Genomic DNA, 18493 nt, shown 5'->3' on the forward strand with positions numbered 1-18493 from the left:
ATCGTGCAGAACGCACGACCAGCTTAGCGGGCATCGTGCAGGATGCGCGTAAAGGCGAACTCTAAATAAACATAAGTAATTGATTTATATAGATATTAATTTTATCTAAAAGCTGGCATGCAGCCTGCAATTACCTTGGTACAACCGTCGGAAGGCCCGCAAATGCTGGCAACCTGACTTCACATTGACCACCGGGTAGCAGGAGTTTGAGCATGAATCGTCAAGGTTTATCCAACATGCGTGTTTCGTCATCGCACCTGCAGCAAGGCTTGTTTGCGAGCCTGGCGTTGTTGGTGACATTGGTCGGTGGTCAGCAATGGGGCCGCTGGGAGCAATCACCTCAGCCTGGCACGACTGTGCATCACCCGGTCGTCGCCCAGCAGCATTTCAAGGCGCCGGGGTGGGCAGGCTCACCTGGCCACTACGAACTGGCGGCGTCGGATGAAACGCAAATAGCGAATTCGCAACCTGAACCGCAACGCTGGGTGTTTTAAGCGTTTACAACCTTGAGGCCTACGCCGGGCGTCAAGTTGCACCACTGGCCTAATCCTGTTTCGCACAGTAATAAGGAGAATCACCATGTTGAGTTGGGCAATTACCTTCCTGATTATCGCCATCATCGCTGCTGTTCTGGGCTTCGGTGGTATTGCGGGCACCGCGACCGGCATCGCCAAGATTCTCTTTGTCGTGTTCCTGGTGATGTTTGTGGTGTCGTTCATCTTTGGCCGCCGCGGTCGAGGTTGAATCTGCCACTCCAAAACCTGTAGTCGCTGCCGAAGTTTGCGATGGGCTGCCTGGTCCTTCTCGCCACCTTCGGCAGCGACTACAGAAAATCTTGTACAGGGCTTGCCCTGTTTTTTTGTGCCCGCCGAGAACTATTCTGTGTTTGTAATGCCTTATCAGGGCTCATTTTTTTCAAAAAAATGTGGCTTGAGGCGTCCTTCAAAACGTCGACCGTATATCGACTAAAAGAAAAATAGCCCGTCCTTATATCTGATTTGTGTTGTCGGATATTTCTTGGATATATGTGGCTTTTTGTCACCCATTCCCTGTCTAGAAAGACCTTGAAACAGCCGGTCCACGGCACTTATGTCGTCTATTCTGTGTAATCGCAGAAGGGGCGATTTGAGGTCTTGTCGGACAAAACCCATGCCGATTCGGCATAGGGTAGGCGTTTACGGCATTAGACGGCCACCTCATGCATGGGAATAGTTGCGCCTTTTTTCGCCTGCCAAAGAGCCTTTCTGGCTCGGTTTGGGCGACCTTCTACGGGGGTAGAGGTTTCTGGTTTTAGCGCTTCGCAGCGCTCTAGTCTGAGCCTTTACCCGAGTCCACTTGAAGTAAGGGTAATGACATGAAGAAGGCAAAACTTAGCCTCGCCTGGCAGATCCTGATTGGTCTGGTCCTCGGGATTGCAATCGGCGCGCTGCTTAACCATTTCAGTGCTGAAAAGGCCTGGTGGATCAGTAACGTTCTGCAACCTGCCGGCGATATCTTTATCCGTCTGATCAAGATGATCGTAATCCCAATCGTGATTTCTTCACTGGTTGTCGGGATTGCAGGCGTGGGAGATGCGAAGAAACTCGGTCGCATCGGTTTTAAAACCATCATCTACTTCGAGGTGGTGACCACCGTCGCGATCCTGGTCGGCCTGGTGCTGGCCAACGTGTTCCAACCCGGTGCCGGGATCGACATGAGCACCCTGGGCACGGTCGATATCTCCAAATACGCAGCCACTGCTGCTGAAGTAACGCATGAACATGCGTTTATCGAGACCATCCTCAACCTGATTCCATCGAACATCTTCGCGGCCATGGCTCGCGGTGAGATGCTGCCGATCATCTTCTTCTCGGTGCTCTTCGGTCTCGGTTTGTCGAGCCTGAACGCCGAACTGCGCGACCCGCTGGTGAAAACCTTCCAGGGCGTGTCCGAGTCGATGTTCAAAGTCACTCACATGATCATGAACTACGCGCCAATCGGTGTGTTTGCCCTGATCGCCGTGACTGTCGCCAACTTCGGTTTCGCCTCGCTGGTGCCATTGGCCAAGCTGGTGCTTCTGGTTTACGGCGCCATCCTGTTCTTCGCCGTTGCGGTGTTGGGCCTGATCGCCAAGCTGTTCGGCTTCTCTGTGTTCAAGCTGATCCGCATCTTCAAGGATGAGCTGGTTCTGGCTTACTCCACCGCCAGCTCCGAAACCGTGCTGCCGCGCGTGATCGAGAAGATGGAAGCCTACGGCGCGCCGAAAGCCATTTGCAGCTTTGTGGTACCGACCGGCTACTCGTTCAACCTTGACGGTTCGACCCTGTACCAGAGTATCGCGGCGATCTTTATCGCTCAGCTGTACGGTATCGACCTGTCGATCAGCCAGCAGCTGCTGCTGGTACTGACCCTGATGGTGACCTCCAAAGGCATCGCCGGTGTACCGGGCGTATCCTTCGTGGTGCTGCTGGCCACTCTGGGCAGCGTGGGTATCCCGCTGGAAGGCCTGGCCTTTATCGCCGGTGTTGACCGTGTGATGGACATGGCCCGTACCGCTCTGAACGTGATTGGTAACGCCTTGGCGGTACTGGTGATCTCGCGTTGGGAAGGCATGTACGACGACGCCAAGGGCGAGCGTTACTGGAACTCGCTGCCGCACTGGCGCAGCAAGGAAGCCCTGCCAAAAGGCGAATAATCGCCCCTCGGCAGTCGCACTCCCACAAACCCCGGACTTGTCCGGGGTTTGTTGTTTCTGGGGGTTGGCCGCTATCATTCGCCGCATCTTCCAGGAGTTCTCTCGATGCTCAACGGCCTATGGCTCAGCTTTTTCGTCGTCGCTATGGTGTCGGCGCTCGTCCAGTGGCTGGTGGGCGGCAATGCGGGGATCTTCTCGGCGATCGTGGAAAGCATCTTCGCCATGGCCAAGTTGTCGGTCGAAGTGATGATTCTGATGTTCGGCACCCTGACCCTGTGGCTGGGGTTTTTGCGCATTGCCGAAAAAGCCGGGATCGTCGACTGGCTGGGCAGGGCGCTGGGGCCGCTGTTCAAGCGCTTGATGCCGGAGGTGCCCGAAGGCCACCCGGCGCTGGGCTTTATCACCCTGAACTTCGCCGCCAATGGTCTGGGACTGGACAACGCGGCCACGCCCATTGGCCTGAAGGCCATGCGGGCGCTGCAAGAGCTCAACCCCAGCGCCACCAGCGCCAGCAATGCGCAGATCCTGTTTCTGGTGCTCAATGCCTCGTCCCTGACCCTGTTGCCGGTCACGATCTTTATGTATCGCGCCCAGCAAGGTGCCCCTGACCCGACGCTGGTGTTCCTGCCGATCCTGTTGGCCACCAGCGCCTCGACCCTGGTCGGCCTGCTCTCGGTGGCCGTTGTGCAGCGCTTGCGCCTGTGGGACCCGGTGGTGCTGGCGTATCTGGTGCCGGGGGCGTTGATCCTCGGCGGTTTCATGGCGCTGCTGGCGACCCTGTCGGCCACGGCACTGGCCAGCTTGTCCTCTATTCTGGGCAACTTGACGCTGTTCGGGCTGATCATGCTGTTTTTGGTGATTGGCGCCCTGCGCAAGGTCAAGGTGTACGAAGCGTTTGTCGAAGGGGCCAAAGAAGGCTTCGATGTGGCGAAGAACCTGCTGCCGTATCTGGTGGCGATGCTCTGTGCGGTAGGTGTGCTGCGGGCTTCGGGGGCGCTGGACTTTGGCCTCGATGGCATTCGCCATGTGGTCGAGTGGCTGGGCTGGGACACCCGTTTTGTCGACGCGTTGCCGACGGCAATGGTCAAACCCTTTTCGGGCAGCGCCGCTCGGGCGTTGCTGATCGAAACCATGCAGACCCAGGGCGTGGACAGCTTCCCGGCACTGGTGGCCGCCACGGTGCAGGGCAGTACTGAAACTACGTTTTATGTGCTGGCGGTGTACTTTGGCGCCGTCGGCATCCAGCGTGCCCGGCATGCGGTGGGCTGCGCCTTGCTGGCTGAGTTGGCGGGCGTAGTGGCCGCGATTCTGGTGTGCTACTGGTTCTTCGGCTAACACAAAAGTCTGTAGCCGCTGAGGAGCGTAGCGAGGCTGCGATGGGCTGCGAAGCGGCCCTCTTGTTTTGAAGGTCCTTCGGCCCTTATCGCAGCCTTCGGCAGCGGCTACAGAGTTTGCGCAGTCAGTTTACGCCACACACTCACCAGCCACGGCTGTTGGTCGCGGGGCAAGCCCGCCGGGCGATAGTAGTGTTCCAGTTCAACAAAACCGGCAGCCGTCAGCATGGCTCGCCAGTGTTCCAGATCGTGATACGCGCCATAACGCTCACCGTTCCAGCCTTCGCTGTTGTCGCCACGGGGGTTGGAGCTGAGCAGCACGCCTCCGGGCTTCAAGGTGGCGTAAAGCTTGCCCAGCACTTGCCTCAGTTCCTGGGTAGGTACGTGGAACAGCGAGGCGTTGGCGAAGATGCCATCGAAGCGCCCGGCGGGCAGATCAAGCTTGAGAAAGTCCTGATGCAACACCTCGCAACCGCTGTCTTCGCGGGCCATTTGGGTGAAGCGTTCGGTGCCATCCAGCCCGACTGCAATATGCCCCAGGCGGGTGAAGGTTTGCAGGTCGCGGCCTGGCCCGCAGCCAAAATCCAGGATCGTGAACGGCGGGGTGCCTTGAATATGGCGCAGCAATGCGTCGATGTTCTGGCTCACGTCGTGATCGCGGGTACCTTCGCGAAAGTCTTCGGCGCTCTGTTGATAGTGGCCAAGGGTAATGGCAGCAATCTGTTCGAGGGTTTTTGGGTCGAGGGGCATCGCGGGCTCGGTCGGCGGCAGTCAGGCCGCCGACTATACCTCAGCGTTTGTTGAGGGCCAGGGCCAAACGGTCGCCACCGAGCTGGATCAAGGCCACCAGGGCCACCAGCAATACAATCACGGTCAGCATCACTTGAGTGTCGAAGCGCTGATAGCCGTAGCGGTAAGCAATGTCGCCCAGACCGCCGGCGCCAATCGCCCCGGCCATGGCGGAGGAGTTGATCATCGTCACCAGAGTGATGGTGAAACCGCCGACGATGCCCGGCAAGGCTTCGGGCAACAGCACGTGCCAGATGATGTGATGGCGCTTGCAGCCCATGGCCTGGGCGGCTTCGATCAAACCGTGATCAACTTCCCGCAAGCTGACTTCGGCGATCCGCGCAAAGAACGGTGTTGCCGCTATTGTCAGCGGTACTACGGCTGCCCAGACGCCGTAGGTGGTGCCCACAATCAAGCGGGTAAACGGGATCAGCGCCACCATCAAGATCAGAAAGGGGATCGAGCGAAACAGGTTCACGAACGCGCCCAGTGCCTTGTTCAGGGCAGGCGCTTCATAGATCCCGCCCTTGCCGCTGGTGACCAGAATCACCGCCAGCGGCACCCCCAGTATCAGCGCGATCAGTGACGACACGCCGACCATCAAGAAGGTGTCGATCACCCCCTGCCATAAACGATCAAATCCCATAGCCCACCACCTCGACCTGTTGTGCCCATTGACCGGCGCGTTTGCGCAGCTCATCCGCGCCCAGCGACGTGCTGGTTACGCTGAGCAGTAATTGCCCCAGCGCGTGGCCCTGAATCTGCTCGACGCCGCCGTGCAGCAGTCGCACCTGACCGCCCAGGGCACTGAACAACGCGCCCAGGTCGGGTTCTTGCGCCTGACTGCCGGTAAAGCGCAGTCGCAGGATCACGCTGGATTGTGCTGACAGGGGCTGCGCCGTGATCCGGTTTTTCAGTGCAGCGGGCAGGGCGTCTTGCAAGGGCGCGAGCAGGGTTTTGCTGACCTCGTGCTGCGGGTCGCCAAACACTTGCCATACCGGGCCTTGCTCGACCACTCGGCCTTGCTCCAGCACCACCACGCGGTGGCAAATGTCGCGAATCACGGCCATCTCATGGGTGATCAGGATGATGGTCAGGCCCAGGCGCTGATTGATCTCGCGCAGCAAGCCGAGGATCGACTGCGTGGTTTCGGGGTCGAGTGCCGAGGTGGCTTCGTCGCACAGCAGAATGGCCGGGTCGTGAACCAGCGCCCGGGCAATGCCCACCCGCTGTTTTTGCCCGCCCGAGAGCTGCGCCGGGTACGCCGTGTGCTTGCCTTGCAGGCCGACCAGCTCCAGCAGCTCGCGCACCTTGTGCTCGCGTTGCAGTTTGGGCACGCCCGCCACCTTGAGCGGCAGCTCGACGTTTTGCCACACGGTCTTTGCCGACATCAGATTGAAGTGCTGGAAAATCATGCCGGTTTGGCGGCGCAGCGCTACCAGCTTGTTTTCATCGAAGTCACCGATATCGATCTGATCGATCAGCACGCGACCGGTGCTGGGTTGTTCGAGGCGGTTGATGGTGCGGATCAGCGACGATTTTCCGGCGCCGCTGCGCCCGATAATGCCGAAGATTTCTCCGCGCTGAATCGCCAGGTCGATGCCTTTGAGCGCATCGACCGGGCCCTGGCGGCCTTCATAGGTTTTGCCGACGCCAATGAACCGTACATGGGCGCGGCTCAGTTCGGGGTGCAGCTCGGTATGGGACGCGCCGGGCAGCGGCTCATCGAGCCGTACGCGAGCAATGGCCACGCTCATGATCAGCCTCCCCAACCAGGTTGGTACAAGGTGCCGTAGGTTTTATCCAGCGCAGCCTTTACCACGGGCGAGTGCTGGTAAATGTCGACGAACTTGGCCAGACGCGGGTCGTCCTTGTTCTTGGGCTGGATCACGAACTGGATCACGTACTCAGGGTGGTCGATACCGTCGAACAACAGTGCCGATTCGGCATCGAAGGTCTTGGACAGGCGGATGTAGGCCGGGTAGCCCTGCACCAGGTCGGCATCGTCGTAGGCGCGCACCAGCTGCACGGCTTCGACCTGGAGGATCTTGATCTTTTTCGGGTTGGCGATGATGTCTTCTTCGGTGGCCTTGTAACCGACGCCGGGTTTGAGGGTGATCAGACCCGCCTTGGCCAGCAATTGCAGGCCGCGCCCGCTGTTGATCGGGTCGTTGGCGATAGCCACCGTGGCACCCACCGGCAAGTCTTCAAAGCTTTTGTGCTTCTTCGAATACAGCCCCACGTTGTTGATCACGCCTTTGGCATACGGCACCAGATCAAACCCGGCAGCGGCCTTGGCGTTTTCCAGGAACGGGATGTGCTGGAAGTAGTTCACGTCGATATCGCCGGCGGCCAGCGTAGTGTTGGGGGCGATCCAGTCGGTGAACTCCACCAGTTCGACTTTTAGCCCTTGTTTGTCGGCTTCGGCCACGGCGGCTTCCAGCGGGATGGCAAACGCGGCGGTGGTACCGACCTTGAGGGGCTTGTCGGCCGCGTGGACGATGCCGCTAAACAGCCCGAGGGCCAGAACCAGTGCGTGTTTTTTGTTCATGATAGTTGCCCAGTCAAAGAGTCGGAATTCGAACGTTGTGGGAGCGAGCCTGCTCGCGAAAGTGCGGCAGTCCTGCAAGCTTCGCGAGCAGGCTCGCTCCCACAACAAAAGAGGGTTATGGGTTGTGCCTGTAAGCGGCGCCGGTATGGCGTTGCGGCAAGTGCGCATCGCCGTCGGTAAACAGCTTCTGGCGCAGGCTGCCGGTGTCATAAGCAGTCTTGTAGGAGCCCCGACGTTGCAGTTCGGGCACCACCAGGTCGATAAAATCGACGTAGCTTTCCGGGGTGACGATGCGGGTCAGGTTGAAACCGTCGAGGCCGGTTTCGGCGATCCACGACTCCAGTTCATCAGCGACTTGTTCCGGCGAACCCACCAGGGTTATGTAACGCCCGCCAAGCGCGTGTTGTTCGAGCAACTTGCGTCGGGTCCAGTCGTTGTTTTGCAGCACCTTGGTCGCCGACTGGATCGCGTTGCTCTTCACGTACTGGATCGGTTCGTCCAGTTCGTAGTCGGCAAAGTCGATGCCCGTGGAGCTGGAAAAATGCGCCACGCCCGCTTCGGCGCTGGCATAGCTCAGGTACTCGTCACGCTTGGCCTGCGCCAGTTCTTCGGTAGGTGCCACGATCACGTTAAGGCCCATGAACAGCTTGATGTCGTCGGGGTTGCGGCCCGCCGCCACGGCGCTGGCGCGGACCTTGTCTACCTGGGCTTTGGTGGCGGCCTTGGTCTGGCCACTGATAAACACGCACTCGGCATGGCGCCCGGCAAATACCAGCCCGCGATCCGAACTGCCGGCCTGAAACAGCACCGGCGTGCGCTGGGGCGAGGGCTCGCAGAGGTGATAACCCTCCACCTGATAGAACTCACCGTCGTGTTTGACCTTGTGTACTTTGTCGGGCCGGGCGTAGATGCGCTGCACCGGGTCATTGATCACGGCGTCGTCTTCCCAGCTGCCTTCCCAGAGTTTGTAGAGGACTTCGAGGTACTCGTCGGCCTGGTCATAACGGCGGTCGTGCTCGACCTGTTCGGTCAGGCCCATAGCCTTGGCCGCGCTGTCGAGGTAGCCGGTGACGATGTTCCAGCCCACGCGGCCACGGGTCAGATGGTCAAGGGTCGACATGCGGCGTGCGAACAAGTACGGCGTTTCGTAGGTCAGGTTGGCGGTTAAACCGAATCCGAGGTTTTTAGTGACAGCCGCCATGGCCGAAACCAGCAGAAGCGGGTCATTGACCGGCAGCTGGATCGCCTCTTTGAGCGGCACATCAACCGATTGTTGATAAACGTCATACACGCCCACGATATCGGCGATAAAGAGCCCGTCAAACAGCCCGCGCTCCAGCAACTGCGCCAGCTCAGTCCAGTATTCCAGGGTGTTGAACGTGGTCGATGTGTCCCGCGGGTGCGTCCACAGCCCGTGGTTGATATGGCCAATGCAGTTCATGTTGAAGGCATTGATCAGGATTTTCTTTTTGCTCATCAGATGGTCCCCCGCAGCGGCGGGTTGGCATCGTTGAGGTAGTAGTTGCCCACGGCGTGGTACTTCCAGCGCACCGGGTCGTGCAGCGTGTGCACCCGGGCGTTGCGCCAGTGGCGATCAAGACCGTGTTCGGCCAGGGTGGCCTGGCTGCCTGCCAGTTCAAAGAGGGTGCTGCCGGCGGCCAGGGAAATTTCGGTGCTGATGGCCCGTGCCTCGGCGATGGCAATCGATGCGGCAGCCACCGTGCTGGCGGTGGTGTCGGACCGGGCCTCGTCGAGAAACTCCCCGGCCCGGTCCAGCAAGGCTTCGGCGGCGTGCAAGCGGACGCTCAAGTGGCCGAAGCTCTTGAGGGTCAGGGGGTCTTCGCTGGCAATGTCGGTGGTGGCGTCGATCCACGGCCGGGTTTTGGTTCGCACAAAGTGCAGCGCGTCTTCAAAGGCGGCGCGGGCGATGCCGGTGTCGATGGCCGCGTGCAGGATCTGCGCCAGCGGGCCAACCGTGGTCGGCCGCTCGAAAGCGCTCTGGAAGGGGATAACGTCTTCAGCGCCGACAAATACGTTGTCGAAGACCACCGAACCGCTGCCTGTGGTGCGCTGGCCAAAGCCGCTCCAGTCGTCAATCACGCTCAGGCCGTCGCTGTCGCGGGGCACAAATGCCAGTTGCTGGACGCCGTTGTCATCCACTACAGAGGTAGGGATGCGCTGCGCATACAGTGCGCCGGTGGCGTAGAACTTGCGGCCGGTGATCCGATAACCCTGCTCGGCCTTGGCCAGATGCGTGGTGCGGTCGTGGGCAGTTTTAGTGCCGATTTCTGCCAGCGCATTGCCGAAGCGCTGCCCGGCCAATACCTCGGCATACAGCCGCTGTTTTTGCGCCTCGGAGCCGTTGACCCGCAGGACTTCCAGTGCATAAAAGTGGTTTTGCGGGATTTGCCCCAGCGAGGCATCAGCAGCGGCTATCAACGCCACCACCTGAGCCAGGGTTACATTGGACACGTCTGCGCCGCCGTAGGCTTTGGGCACGGTAATGCCCCACAGGCCAGTATGGGAAAACAGTTCAAGTTCATCAAAAGGCAGGCGGCGTTCACGGTCACGCAGGGCGCTGTCGCGTTTGAAATGTGCGGCCAGTTCACGGGCTACGCTCAGGGCCTCGGCATCGCTGTGGATAACCGGGACCTGTTTGGATATCAGTGACATGGGTGTCTCCGTAGTCAGATCCAGGAATGCCGGGCGGGCAGAGTCCCGTTGAGGCGGTAAGCGCCGATGGCGTAGTACTTCCAGCGCACCGGGTCGTGCAGGGTATGCACCCGGGCGTTGCGCCAGTGGCGATCGAGGTTGAACTCGGCGAGGCTGGCGCGACTGCCGGCCAGCTCGAAGAGTTTTTCGCTGGCCAGCAACGACAGCTCTGTGCTCAACACCTTGGCTTCGGCCACGGCAATCGAAGCCCGGGCAGCGGCAGGCGCGTCAATCGGTGCGGCGCTGACCTCATCGAGCACTCGGCCGGCCTTGCGCAGCAGAACTTCAGCTGCGTGCAGTTCAATGCTCAACTTGCCGATGTCGGCGATCACGTAGGGGTCGTCGCTGTTGCGCTCAACCTTGGCGTCGACCCAGGGGCGGGAGCGTTCACGCACAAAACTGATGGTGTCGGTGATGGCGGCTCGGGCGATGCCCAGGTCGATGGCGGCCTGGATCAGCTGCGACACGGCGCCTTGAATATTCGGGGAGTCGTTGAGGCGCCAGTTTTCGACCACCAGCTCGGCTTCAACCTGCACGTTGTTGAGCAATACGGTGCCGCTGGAGGTGGTGCGCTGACCAAAGCCTGACCAGTCATCCACCACGCGCAGGCCCGGCGTGCCACGCCGGACAAAGGCAATCACCTGCTTGCCGTCGTCATTGAGTGCCTTGACCGCGATCCAGTGGGCAAACAGTGCGCCGGTGGAGTAAAACTTCTGACCGTTGATGATGAAATCATCACCCTCAGCCGTAATGCGAGCCTTCAGCTCCAGAGTGTTTTTACTGCCGCGCTCGGGCCCGGCATTGGCGATGCGCCAACCTTGCAGCACGCTGGTGAACAGTTGCTCTTTTTGCGTGTGCGTCGCGGTGTTCGCAATCAGGCTGAGCAGGCCCACCTGGTTTTGCGGGATCTGCCCCAGCGCCGGGTCGGCGGCCGAGATGATGGCGAACACTTCAGCCAAGGTGACAAAAGACACCTGCGGCCCGCCAAATTCACGGGGAATGGAAATACTGCCCAGCCCGCTACGGGTGAATGCTTCGATATGTGACCACGGCAGCTTGCGTTGCCGGTCGCGCTTGGCCGCATGCTCAAGGGCGCTGGCAGCCAGTGTGCGGGCGGCTTCAAGGGCTTCGTTATCGGTGCGCAGAACATGCGCTGCCAATAACAGAGGCGCTACATCCTGGTCGCTTTGCAGGTGTGCATTGGCCAAGTCAGACATCAGTGCCGCTCCTTGGCTGCACGCAATGCCCTGGGGCCAGGGTGATTGTGTTACTGACCATACCTACCTCGCATCTCGTTTTGGAGCGCCGCTTGAGCGGCGCGAATAACAGCAGAGAGTCCGGTGGTCCGGTGCATATACCCTAATCGAGTATAAAAATTAAAAGAACTAACTTTTAGGAATATGTATAGAAGATTCCAACGAGCCCCCAGGCCTAGTTGCGCCAGTTGGGCCGTGGTTCTGCAGCGCGAAGCACCTCGCGGGGGGAGGGATTGATATAGCGCTTCGGGGCACCCACTTTGAGTGTGCGTGCCGGTGCCCAGCGTGAATTGTTGCCTACCCGATCAATCACGCAGTAGGTGACTTCCAGTTTGGGGTCTTCACCGGCTTCCTGAATGATGTGCGCAGGGATGAAGATGCTGACGGGCTGGTCGATATCGGCCTTGCGCAGTTTGGGCAAATCCAGCCGCACATCCCCCCAGAGCAGGGTGATTGCATCTTCGCAGGCCATGTTTCGATAAGGTTCGATGATCACGGGAACGCCGCGCTTCATCTGCCCGGGGTTAACCCCGTAACGCAGGATGGGTTCCGGAATCATGAGCGGGGCGAGCCCCTGGTTTTCGTCACCGATGGCCTCGCCACCGGGGCAATCAAGTTTGATAAACACTTTAAGTTGCGCAGAGAGCGCGGGGCTACTGCCGATATGCATGACCCGGTAATAAAGGCGTGCCGTACCGTTTTGAATAAAACTGTGCGGTACTCTTAATGAAACAGGTCGGCCAATATCCGCCTTGTGAAGTTGTTGTGAGGTGACATAGCAACCGTCCCAGAATAATTCGATCAGGTCGCCCTCTTCCATATTGTTATAAGGCGTTATTGTAATAAGCAGTTGTTCGGCCGCGCGGGCACAAATAGTGTTTTTGTCCGGGTTTGAAAGTGCAGGAGGCGGCAGTTTGTTGAGGCATGTGGTGAAGGGCATATATAAAAGATTCCTTTCTGGCGTACAAGGGAACGGTGCTCGCCTGAACAGGCCGGTTTTTCGGCTTTTCAGCAGAGTGGTGCGGCAGCCGTCATGATTTTTATCTTCGGGCTGGAGCGACTTGTTTTTATTAGATAAGAGGCTGGGGGGATGAGTGTCAAGGACGAGAGGCGTTAATATGGATGTCTTTAGTTTATTCGGAAAGTTCCTACTGGCAGAGCGCTGAACAGTATCCTGAGTGTACTGTTCGTAATGAAATTATGAATAAGGGTTTTATAAGATATTGTAGGGTCTTGGCTGTTTGATATAAGTAAGTAATAGGCTGAATTTAGCGACTGGCGTTAAAGATGTATCCTACATGTGTGATTATAGTCCCAGGCTGCTTTTTATCGCTGGACTACACTGCTAGTTCAATCGAGTTGGGCCAGTGCCCTGACGATTTTTTTGTGCATTTACCATTTCTTTCACACGGTATTTGCATAATCACTGCGTGCGGGGCAGTCGGTTTGCCCGCTTTGTGATATTTAGACGTAGCCAAATTTCTCGGAAGACCATTCAAATGGCCATAGACCCTCAGTTGACTCCGCCTGCCCGCCGCCGACCGCGCTTTAACTTGCGCTGGTACCACTGGCTTCTGCTTCTTGGCGCAGCGCTTTATACATTAGCGTCAGCCATGCATTGGGATGACCGCGGTGCATTGTGGGTGCTGGAGCGGTTTGAGAGCCCGACAGAGCAGAATGAAAGTGTGTGGTTGCCCGACTATACGGCGGTGATTGATGCCAAGCCGTTGCCGGGGATGGAAAAGGACGAAGCCTCGGATCTGGCTTACAGCCCTTTGAGCAAAACGCTGTTTTCGGTGATGGGTAAAAACCCGTTTCTGGTGGAACTGAGCCTCGACGGTGATGTACTGCGCAAAATTCCGCTGGTGGGCTGGAGCAACCCGGAAGGTCTGACGGTGATGGAGAACGGCCTGCTGGCCATTGTCGATGAGCGTGAGCATTTGCTGACCATCATCAAGGTCGATGCGGACACCAAAAGCCTGAATATTGCCGACTTCCCCAAGTACGACCTGGGCCCTTCGAAAAACCAGAACAAGGCCTTTGAGGCTATTGCCTGGGACCCGCGTCGCCAGCAGCTGTTGCTGGGTGAAGAGCGCCCGCCGCAGTTGTTTGTATGGAAAAGCGATGGCGGCCAGGTACTCACCGGTAGCAAGCAGAAAGTCCCAAGCGATGAGCTGGACCTGCGCAACCTCTCGGCCCTCAGCGTTGACCCTCGCACCGGTCATACACTGGTGCTGTCGGCCGATTCGCACATGCTTCTGGAGCTCGATGAACTGGGCGAGCAAGTCAGTTTCATGACCTTGCTCGGCGGTTTCAACGGCCTGAAAAAGACTATTCCCCGGGCTGAAGGGGTCGCGATCGATGAGAACGGTACGCTCTATATGGTGAGCGAGCCGAACCTGTTTTATCGCTTCGAGAAGAAGGCCCCGTAACCTGCCTTTTTTCGTGAAAGACACACTGTGTATTGAGGTTTAAGGTTGAGTTCAGGCAATAGTGGTATTTCTCCTGCCTGATCTATCCAGAGTTTGACCTCAATGCGCCGTGTCAGCCGTTCTACCGTTCTTGTTCTTGGTGTAACGCTGGTGGCCCTTGCGGCCGCCGGTTTTGCTGCGCAGCACTTTCGCCTGTTCGAACGTACCTGGTTTCAGGCCAGCCAACTGTGGCAGACCACCGATCCTGCATCGATCAATCTGGATCAATACCAGGCCGTGCTGCAAGGCAAGGCGATTGAGGGGCTTGAGGACGATGTTTCTGCACTGACCTACGATCCGCTGCGCAAAAGCCTGTTTACCGTGACCAACAAAAAAGCCGAGCTGATAGAGCTGTCCCTCGATGGGCGGGTCTTGCGGCGTATTGCGTTGGTCGGCTTTGGCGATGCCGAGGCAGTTGAGTTTATTGGCGAAAACACCTACGTCATTACCGATGAGCGTCAACAGCGTCTGATCAAGGTGACGATCGAAGACAGCACCCGGGTGCTGGATGCCAAGGATGCGGAGCAATTGACGCTGGGGATCAATCAGTCGGGTAACAAGGGCTTTGAGGGCCTGGCCTACGACTCTGTCGGCAAGCGTCTGTTTGTGGCGAAGGAGCGCGACCCGATGCTGATCTATGAAGTGCGCGGGTTCCCTCAGGCTAATCCCCAGCAACCTTACGCCACCCATGTGGTGACCAACCCGCGACGTGACGCGCGATTGTTTGTACGGGATTTGTCGAGCTTGCAGTTTGACGAACGCACCGGGCATTTACTGGCGCTATCGGATGAGTCCAGGTTGTTGCTGGAGCTGGATCTTGAAGGGCGACCCATCAGTGTGTTGTCGCTGAAAAAGGGGCGCCATGGCCTGAAGAAATCAGTGCCGCAGGCAGAAGGTGTCGCGATGGACGGCGAGGGGACGTTGTACGTGGTGAGTGAGCCGAATCTGTTTTATGTGTTCAAAAAACCCTGATTTGTAGCCGCTGCCGCAGGCTGCGATGGGTTTGGTGCGCCACTGCGACGCAGCGACCCTGCTTAAAAGCGAAGGCCCTGCGGTCCTTATCGCAGCCTGCGGCAGCGGCTACAGGTTTTCAGTTACTTGCTCAGGGTTTTCACGCCTTCTGGCGTACCCAGCAACAGCAGGTCAGCCGGACGGGCGGCGAACAGGCCATTGGTCACGACGCCGACAATGGCGTTGATCTGACGCTCCAGCTCAACCGGGTTGGTGATCTGCATGTTGAATACGTCGATGATGATGTTGCCGTTGTCGGTCACCACGCCTTCGCGGTAAACCGGGTCGCCGCCCAGCTTGACCAGTTCGCGGGCCACATGGCTGCGGGCCATCGGGATCACCTCAACCGGCAGCGGGAACGCACCCAGCACCGGTACCAGCTTGCTGGCGTCGGCGATGCAGATAAAGGTCTTGGCCACGGCTGCCACGATCTTCTCGCGGGTCAGGGCTGCGCCACCGCCCTTGATCAGGTTCAGGTTTTCGTCGCTCTCATCAGCGCCATCAACGTAGAACTCCAGGTCGCTGACCGTGTTCAGCTCATACACCGGAATGCCGTGGCCCTTGAGGCGGGCGGCAGTGGCTTCGGAACTGGCCACGGCGCCGTCGAAGGCACCCTTGTGCTGGGCCAGGGCGTCGATAAAGCAGTTGGCCGTAGAGCCGGTGCCGACCCCGACAATGCTCTTGTCATCCAGTTTTGGAAGGATGAAGTCGACAGCAGCCTGGGCTACGGCCTGTTTGAGTTGGTCCTGGGTCATGGGGGCTCCGGGGCGGGAAGGGTAAACAGAAGGGCCGCGAGTATAACCCAAGGCTGTAAAACCTTTGGAATCGTATGGTCGCCCGCGCAAACGCTGGGGTAGACTCCTTGGTCCCTGCCAACCCGCTCAGTGAAGCTTTCCGATGCTCGAACAGTACGTTAAGAAGATCCTCACCTCGCGCGTTTATGACGTTGCCGTAGAAACCCCATTGCAGCCGGCCAATCAGTTGACCGCACGGCTGGGCAACCAGATTTTGCTCAAGCGCGAAGATTTGCAGCCGGTGTACTCGTTCAAGATTCGCGGCGCGTATAACAAGCTTATGCACCTGAGCGATGCCGAGCGGGCCTGTGGCGTGGTCACGGCGTCGGCGGGCAATCACGCCCAGGGCCTGGCCCTGGCGGCCAAGGTGCTGGGCGTCAAAGCCACCATCGTGATGCCCAAAACCACCCCCGAGATCAAGGTTGAAGGCGTGCGTTCCCGTGGCGGCATTGTGGTGCTGCACGGCGATTCCTTTCCGGAAGCCCTTGCCTACTCGCTGCTGCTGGTTGAGAAAGAAGGCTACGTCTACGTTCATCCCTACGATGACCCGCACACCATTGCCGGGCAGGGCACCGTGGCGATGGAAATTCTGCGCCAGCATCCGGCGCCGCTGGATGCGATCTTCGTACCGGTGGGCGGTGGCGGGCTGATTGCAGGGATCGCGGCGTACGTGAAATACCTGCGCCCGGACATCAAGATCATTGGTGTCGAGCCCGATGACTCCAACTGTCTGCAAGCCGCGATGGCCGCCGGCGAGCGCGTGGTGTTGCCAGCCGTGGGCATCTTCGCCGACGGCGTGGCCGTGGCACAGATTGGCCAGCACACCTTCGATATCTGCAAAGACTATGTGGATGAAGTGATCACCGTCAGTACTGACGAGATCTGTGCAGCAATCAAGGATATCTTCGACGATACCCGCTCGATCACCGAACCTGCCGGTGCTTTGGGCGTGGCCGGGATCAAGAAGTACGTTGAGCAGCGCGGCGTTCGCGGCCAGACCCTGGTAGCGATCGATTCCGGGGCCAACGTCAACTTTGACCGCTTGCGCCATGTGGCCGAGCGCGCCGAGCTGGGTGAAGGCCGTGAAGCCATCATCGCAGTGACCATCCCTGAGGTGCCGGGCAGTTTCAAGGCGTTCTGTCAGGCCATCGGCAAGCGTCAGATCACCGAATTCAACTACCGCTACCACACCGGCAGCGAAGCGCACATTTTTGTCGGCGTGCAGACTCACCCCGAGAACGACCCGCGCCGTGCGCTGCTGGCCAGCCTGGCAGAGCAGGGCTTTCCGGTGGTCGACCTGACCGAGAACGAGCTGGCCAAGCTGCATATCCGGCACATGGTGGGCGGGCACGCGGCCAAGGTCAGTGATGAGCTGTTGTTCCGTTTCGAGTTTCCGGAGCGCCCGGGGGCGCTGTTCAACTTCCTTAACAAACTGGGTGGGCGCTGGAACATTTCGATGTTCCATTACCGTAACCATGGCGCGGCCGATGGCCGTGTAATGGCCGGACTGCAAGTGCCTGCCGATGAGCGTCATCTGGTGCCGGCCGCGTTGGCTGAAATCGGCTACCCGTATTGGGATGAAAGTGATAACCCGGCCTATCAGCTGTTTCTTGGCCGATAGCCGCTACGCTGAGTGAACGGCTCAAGGGATTAATCAAATGGAAACGTTCACGGCGTTAAAACTGCTGCATGGCGTGTCGACACTGCTGTTGTTTGTCAGCGCCATTGCCTTGCTGGTTGTGGTGATCCGTCGTTGGCGGGCAGGGGATAAAAACCTGTCGGGCGGGGTGGTGCAGCGGCCATGGAGTTTTGTATGGGCGTTGATGGGGCTGTGTTTGCTGGCGTTGCCGGTCAGTGGCTGGTTTCTGGTGCACCTGGCCGGCTGGCCGCAGAGCCAGTTGTGGCTATTGGCGGGCAGCTGTTTGTATCTGGTTGGCAGCCTGAGCTGGGTGTGGCTGGTGGTGCGCCTTAATCGCCTGCGGTTGGGGCGAATGGCCAGGTATCCGTGGTTTACGCTGGTGTTGGCGGTTTTTACGGCGGTCTGCTTTATCGCGATTGCAGGGCTGATGGGCGCCAAGCCGGTGTAACGCTTGCCCTCACCATGCCTCTCCCTTTGTGAGAGGCATGGTGAGGGGCTCTTTCAGTCGCGCAGTGAAATCACCGGCCAGCCACGCTTGAGCGCTTCAGCCCGCAGGTTTTCATCCGGATCGACCGCCACCGGGTGGTCAACTTGCTCCAGCAGCGGCAAATCGTTCATCGAGTCGCTGTAGAAGTAGCTGTCTTCAAGGCTGTAGCCGTTTTCTTCAATCCATCGGTTCAAGCGCGTGACCTTGCCTTCACGGAAGCACGGCACGTCGGTGCTGCGGCCGGTGTAGCGGCCATCGACGACTTCGCATTCGGTGGCAATCAGGTGCTCCACGCCGAGTTTTTTGGCAATGGGGGCCGTGACCACACGGTTGGTGGCGGTGATAACCACCAGCGTGTCGCCCGCTTCGCGGTGTTTGGCCAGCAGGGCCAGGGCCTTGGGCAGCATTAACGGTTCGATGCAGTCGCGCATGAATTCGCGGTGCCACTGATCCAGTTGCGCCATGTCATGGCGGCCAAAGATTTCCATGCTGAAGTTCAGATAGGCAGCGTTATCGAGCTTGCCGGCCAGGTAATCCTGGTAGAACGCGTCGTTGCGCGCCTTGTACGCGTCGCCGTCGAGAATGCCCCGTTGGCACAGGTAATCGCCCCAGGCGTGATCGCTGTCACCGCCCAGAAGGGTGTTGTCCAAGTCGAATAAAGCCAGACGCATTGAGGTTACCCGTTGAGTTGTCTGAGAAAAGGCCACAAGAATACGGTCTTTTAATAAGAGTGCACATAAGGCAGGAAGGCGCGTTGCTGCTTTCACAACCTTTG

The 18493-nt window shown here is 58.8% G+C and carries 18 protein-coding genes; 8 read left to right on the top strand and 10 right to left on the bottom strand.

Annotation, left to right across the window (positions count from 1 at the left end; genetic code table 11):
- Positions 1 to 212 precede the first annotated feature (212 nt).
- The 4 genes from BLW11_RS05110 to BLW11_RS05125 all read left to right on the top strand — a co-directional run bounded on the left by BLW11_RS05110 (position 213) and on the right by BLW11_RS05125 (position 4009).
- On the top strand, positions 213 to 494 hold the full coding sequence (locus BLW11_RS05110) for a hypothetical protein (RefSeq protein ID WP_048361320.1): 282 nt from the start codon (positions 213 to 215) through the stop codon (positions 492 to 494).
- An 85-nt stretch (positions 495 to 579) separates the two neighbouring features.
- Positions 580 to 744, top strand: a complete 165-nt coding sequence (locus BLW11_RS05115; RefSeq protein WP_019828122.1) for a DUF1328 domain-containing protein — start codon at positions 580 to 582, stop codon at positions 742 to 744.
- Positions 745 to 1354: 610 nt separating this feature from the next.
- Positions 1355 to 2674 carry a glutamate/aspartate:proton symporter GltP gene (gltP, locus tag BLW11_RS05120; RefSeq protein WP_048361319.1) on the top strand — a complete coding sequence of 440 codons (1320 nt, stop codon included), beginning with the start codon at positions 1355 to 1357 and terminating at the stop codon, positions 2672 to 2674.
- 105 nt (positions 2675 to 2779) lie between these two features.
- Positions 2780 to 4009 (top strand): nucleoside recognition domain-containing protein, encoded by a 1230-nt coding sequence (locus tag BLW11_RS05125; protein WP_048361318.1) that lies wholly within the window; start codon positions 2780 to 2782, stop codon positions 4007 to 4009.
- 107 nt (positions 4010 to 4116) lie between these two features.
- On the opposite strand, the gene BLW11_RS05130 is transcribed toward BLW11_RS05125, so the two are convergent.
- From BLW11_RS05130 to BLW11_RS05165, 8 genes are all read right to left on the bottom strand, one after another.
- Entirely contained in the window at positions 4117 to 4758 is a 642-nt protein-coding gene (locus tag BLW11_RS05130) for a class I SAM-dependent methyltransferase (RefSeq protein WP_048361317.1), read from the bottom strand.
- Between the two features lie 40 nt (positions 4759 to 4798).
- Positions 4799 to 5443 (bottom strand): methionine ABC transporter permease, encoded by a 645-nt coding sequence (locus BLW11_RS05135; RefSeq protein ID WP_048361316.1) that lies wholly within the window; start codon positions 5441 to 5443, stop codon positions 4799 to 4801.
- Positions 5433 to 6554: a methionine ABC transporter ATP-binding protein gene (locus BLW11_RS05140; protein WP_048361315.1), complete on the bottom strand. Its 1122-nt coding sequence runs from the start codon at positions 6552 to 6554 to the stop codon at positions 5433 to 5435. Before BLW11_RS05140 ends, BLW11_RS05135 begins: the two co-directional genes overlap by 11 nt.
- Positions 6555 to 6556: 2 nt before the next feature.
- Positions 6557 to 7348, bottom strand: coding sequence for a MetQ/NlpA family ABC transporter substrate-binding protein (locus tag BLW11_RS05145; protein ID WP_048361314.1), 792 nt, complete (start codon positions 7346 to 7348; stop codon positions 6557 to 6559).
- A 115-nt stretch (positions 7349 to 7463) separates the two neighbouring features.
- Positions 7464 to 8825 carry an LLM class flavin-dependent oxidoreductase gene (locus tag BLW11_RS05150; RefSeq protein WP_048361313.1) on the bottom strand — a complete coding sequence of 454 codons (1362 nt, stop codon included), beginning with the start codon at positions 8823 to 8825 and terminating at the stop codon, positions 7464 to 7466.
- Entirely contained in the window at positions 8825 to 10021 is a 1197-nt protein-coding gene (locus BLW11_RS05155; RefSeq protein ID WP_048361312.1) for an SfnB family sulfur acquisition oxidoreductase, read from the bottom strand. Before BLW11_RS05155 ends, BLW11_RS05150 begins: the two co-directional genes overlap by 1 nt.
- Positions 10022 to 10035: 14 nt before the next feature.
- Positions 10036 to 11277 (bottom strand): SfnB family sulfur acquisition oxidoreductase, encoded by a 1242-nt coding sequence (locus BLW11_RS05160; protein ID WP_048361311.1) that lies wholly within the window; start codon positions 11275 to 11277, stop codon positions 10036 to 10038.
- 214 nt (positions 11278 to 11491) lie between these two features.
- A complete protein-coding gene (locus BLW11_RS05165) occupies positions 11492 to 12256 on the bottom strand; it encodes a hypothetical protein (protein ID WP_048361310.1) in 765 nt (254 codons plus the stop codon).
- A gap of 559 nt (positions 12257 to 12815) precedes the next feature.
- Here BLW11_RS05165 and BLW11_RS05170 point away from each other — a divergent pair.
- Together BLW11_RS05170 and BLW11_RS05175 are read left to right on the top strand one after the other, a co-directional pair.
- Positions 12816 to 13748: an SdiA-regulated domain-containing protein gene (locus BLW11_RS05170; RefSeq protein ID WP_048361309.1), complete on the top strand. Its 933-nt coding sequence runs from the start codon at positions 12816 to 12818 to the stop codon at positions 13746 to 13748.
- A gap of 102 nt (positions 13749 to 13850) precedes the next feature.
- On the top strand, positions 13851 to 14759 hold the full coding sequence (locus BLW11_RS05175) for an SdiA-regulated domain-containing protein (RefSeq protein WP_048361308.1): 909 nt from the start codon (positions 13851 to 13853) through the stop codon (positions 14757 to 14759).
- A gap of 122 nt (positions 14760 to 14881) precedes the next feature.
- Here BLW11_RS05175 and rpiA read toward each other — a convergent pair whose 3' ends face one another.
- Positions 14882 to 15553 carry a ribose-5-phosphate isomerase RpiA gene (gene rpiA, locus BLW11_RS05180; protein WP_048361307.1) on the bottom strand — a complete coding sequence of 224 codons (672 nt, stop codon included), beginning with the start codon at positions 15551 to 15553 and terminating at the stop codon, positions 14882 to 14884.
- A 142-nt stretch (positions 15554 to 15695) separates the two neighbouring features.
- Between rpiA and ilvA the strand changes: the two genes are divergently transcribed.
- Together ilvA and BLW11_RS05190 are read left to right on the top strand one after the other, a co-directional pair.
- Positions 15696 to 17213 carry a threonine ammonia-lyase, biosynthetic gene (gene ilvA / locus BLW11_RS05185; RefSeq protein WP_048361306.1) on the top strand — a complete coding sequence of 506 codons (1518 nt, stop codon included), beginning with the start codon at positions 15696 to 15698 and terminating at the stop codon, positions 17211 to 17213.
- A 37-nt stretch (positions 17214 to 17250) separates the two neighbouring features.
- Positions 17251 to 17679 carry a DUF2269 family protein gene (locus tag BLW11_RS05190; protein ID WP_048361305.1) on the top strand — a complete coding sequence of 143 codons (429 nt, stop codon included), beginning with the start codon at positions 17251 to 17253 and terminating at the stop codon, positions 17677 to 17679.
- A 53-nt stretch (positions 17680 to 17732) separates the two neighbouring features.
- Here BLW11_RS05190 and BLW11_RS05195 read toward each other — a convergent pair whose 3' ends face one another.
- Positions 17733 to 18389, bottom strand: coding sequence for a histidinol-phosphatase (locus tag BLW11_RS05195; protein ID WP_048361304.1), 657 nt, complete (start codon positions 18387 to 18389; stop codon positions 17733 to 17735).
- Positions 18390 to 18493: the final 104 nt, after the last annotated feature.

Origin of the sequence: Pseudomonas deceptionensis, from assembly GCF_900106095.1 — a bacterium.
In the GTDB taxonomy this organism is placed as follows: Bacteria; Pseudomonadota; Gammaproteobacteria; order Pseudomonadales; family Pseudomonadaceae; genus Aquipseudomonas; species Aquipseudomonas deceptionensis.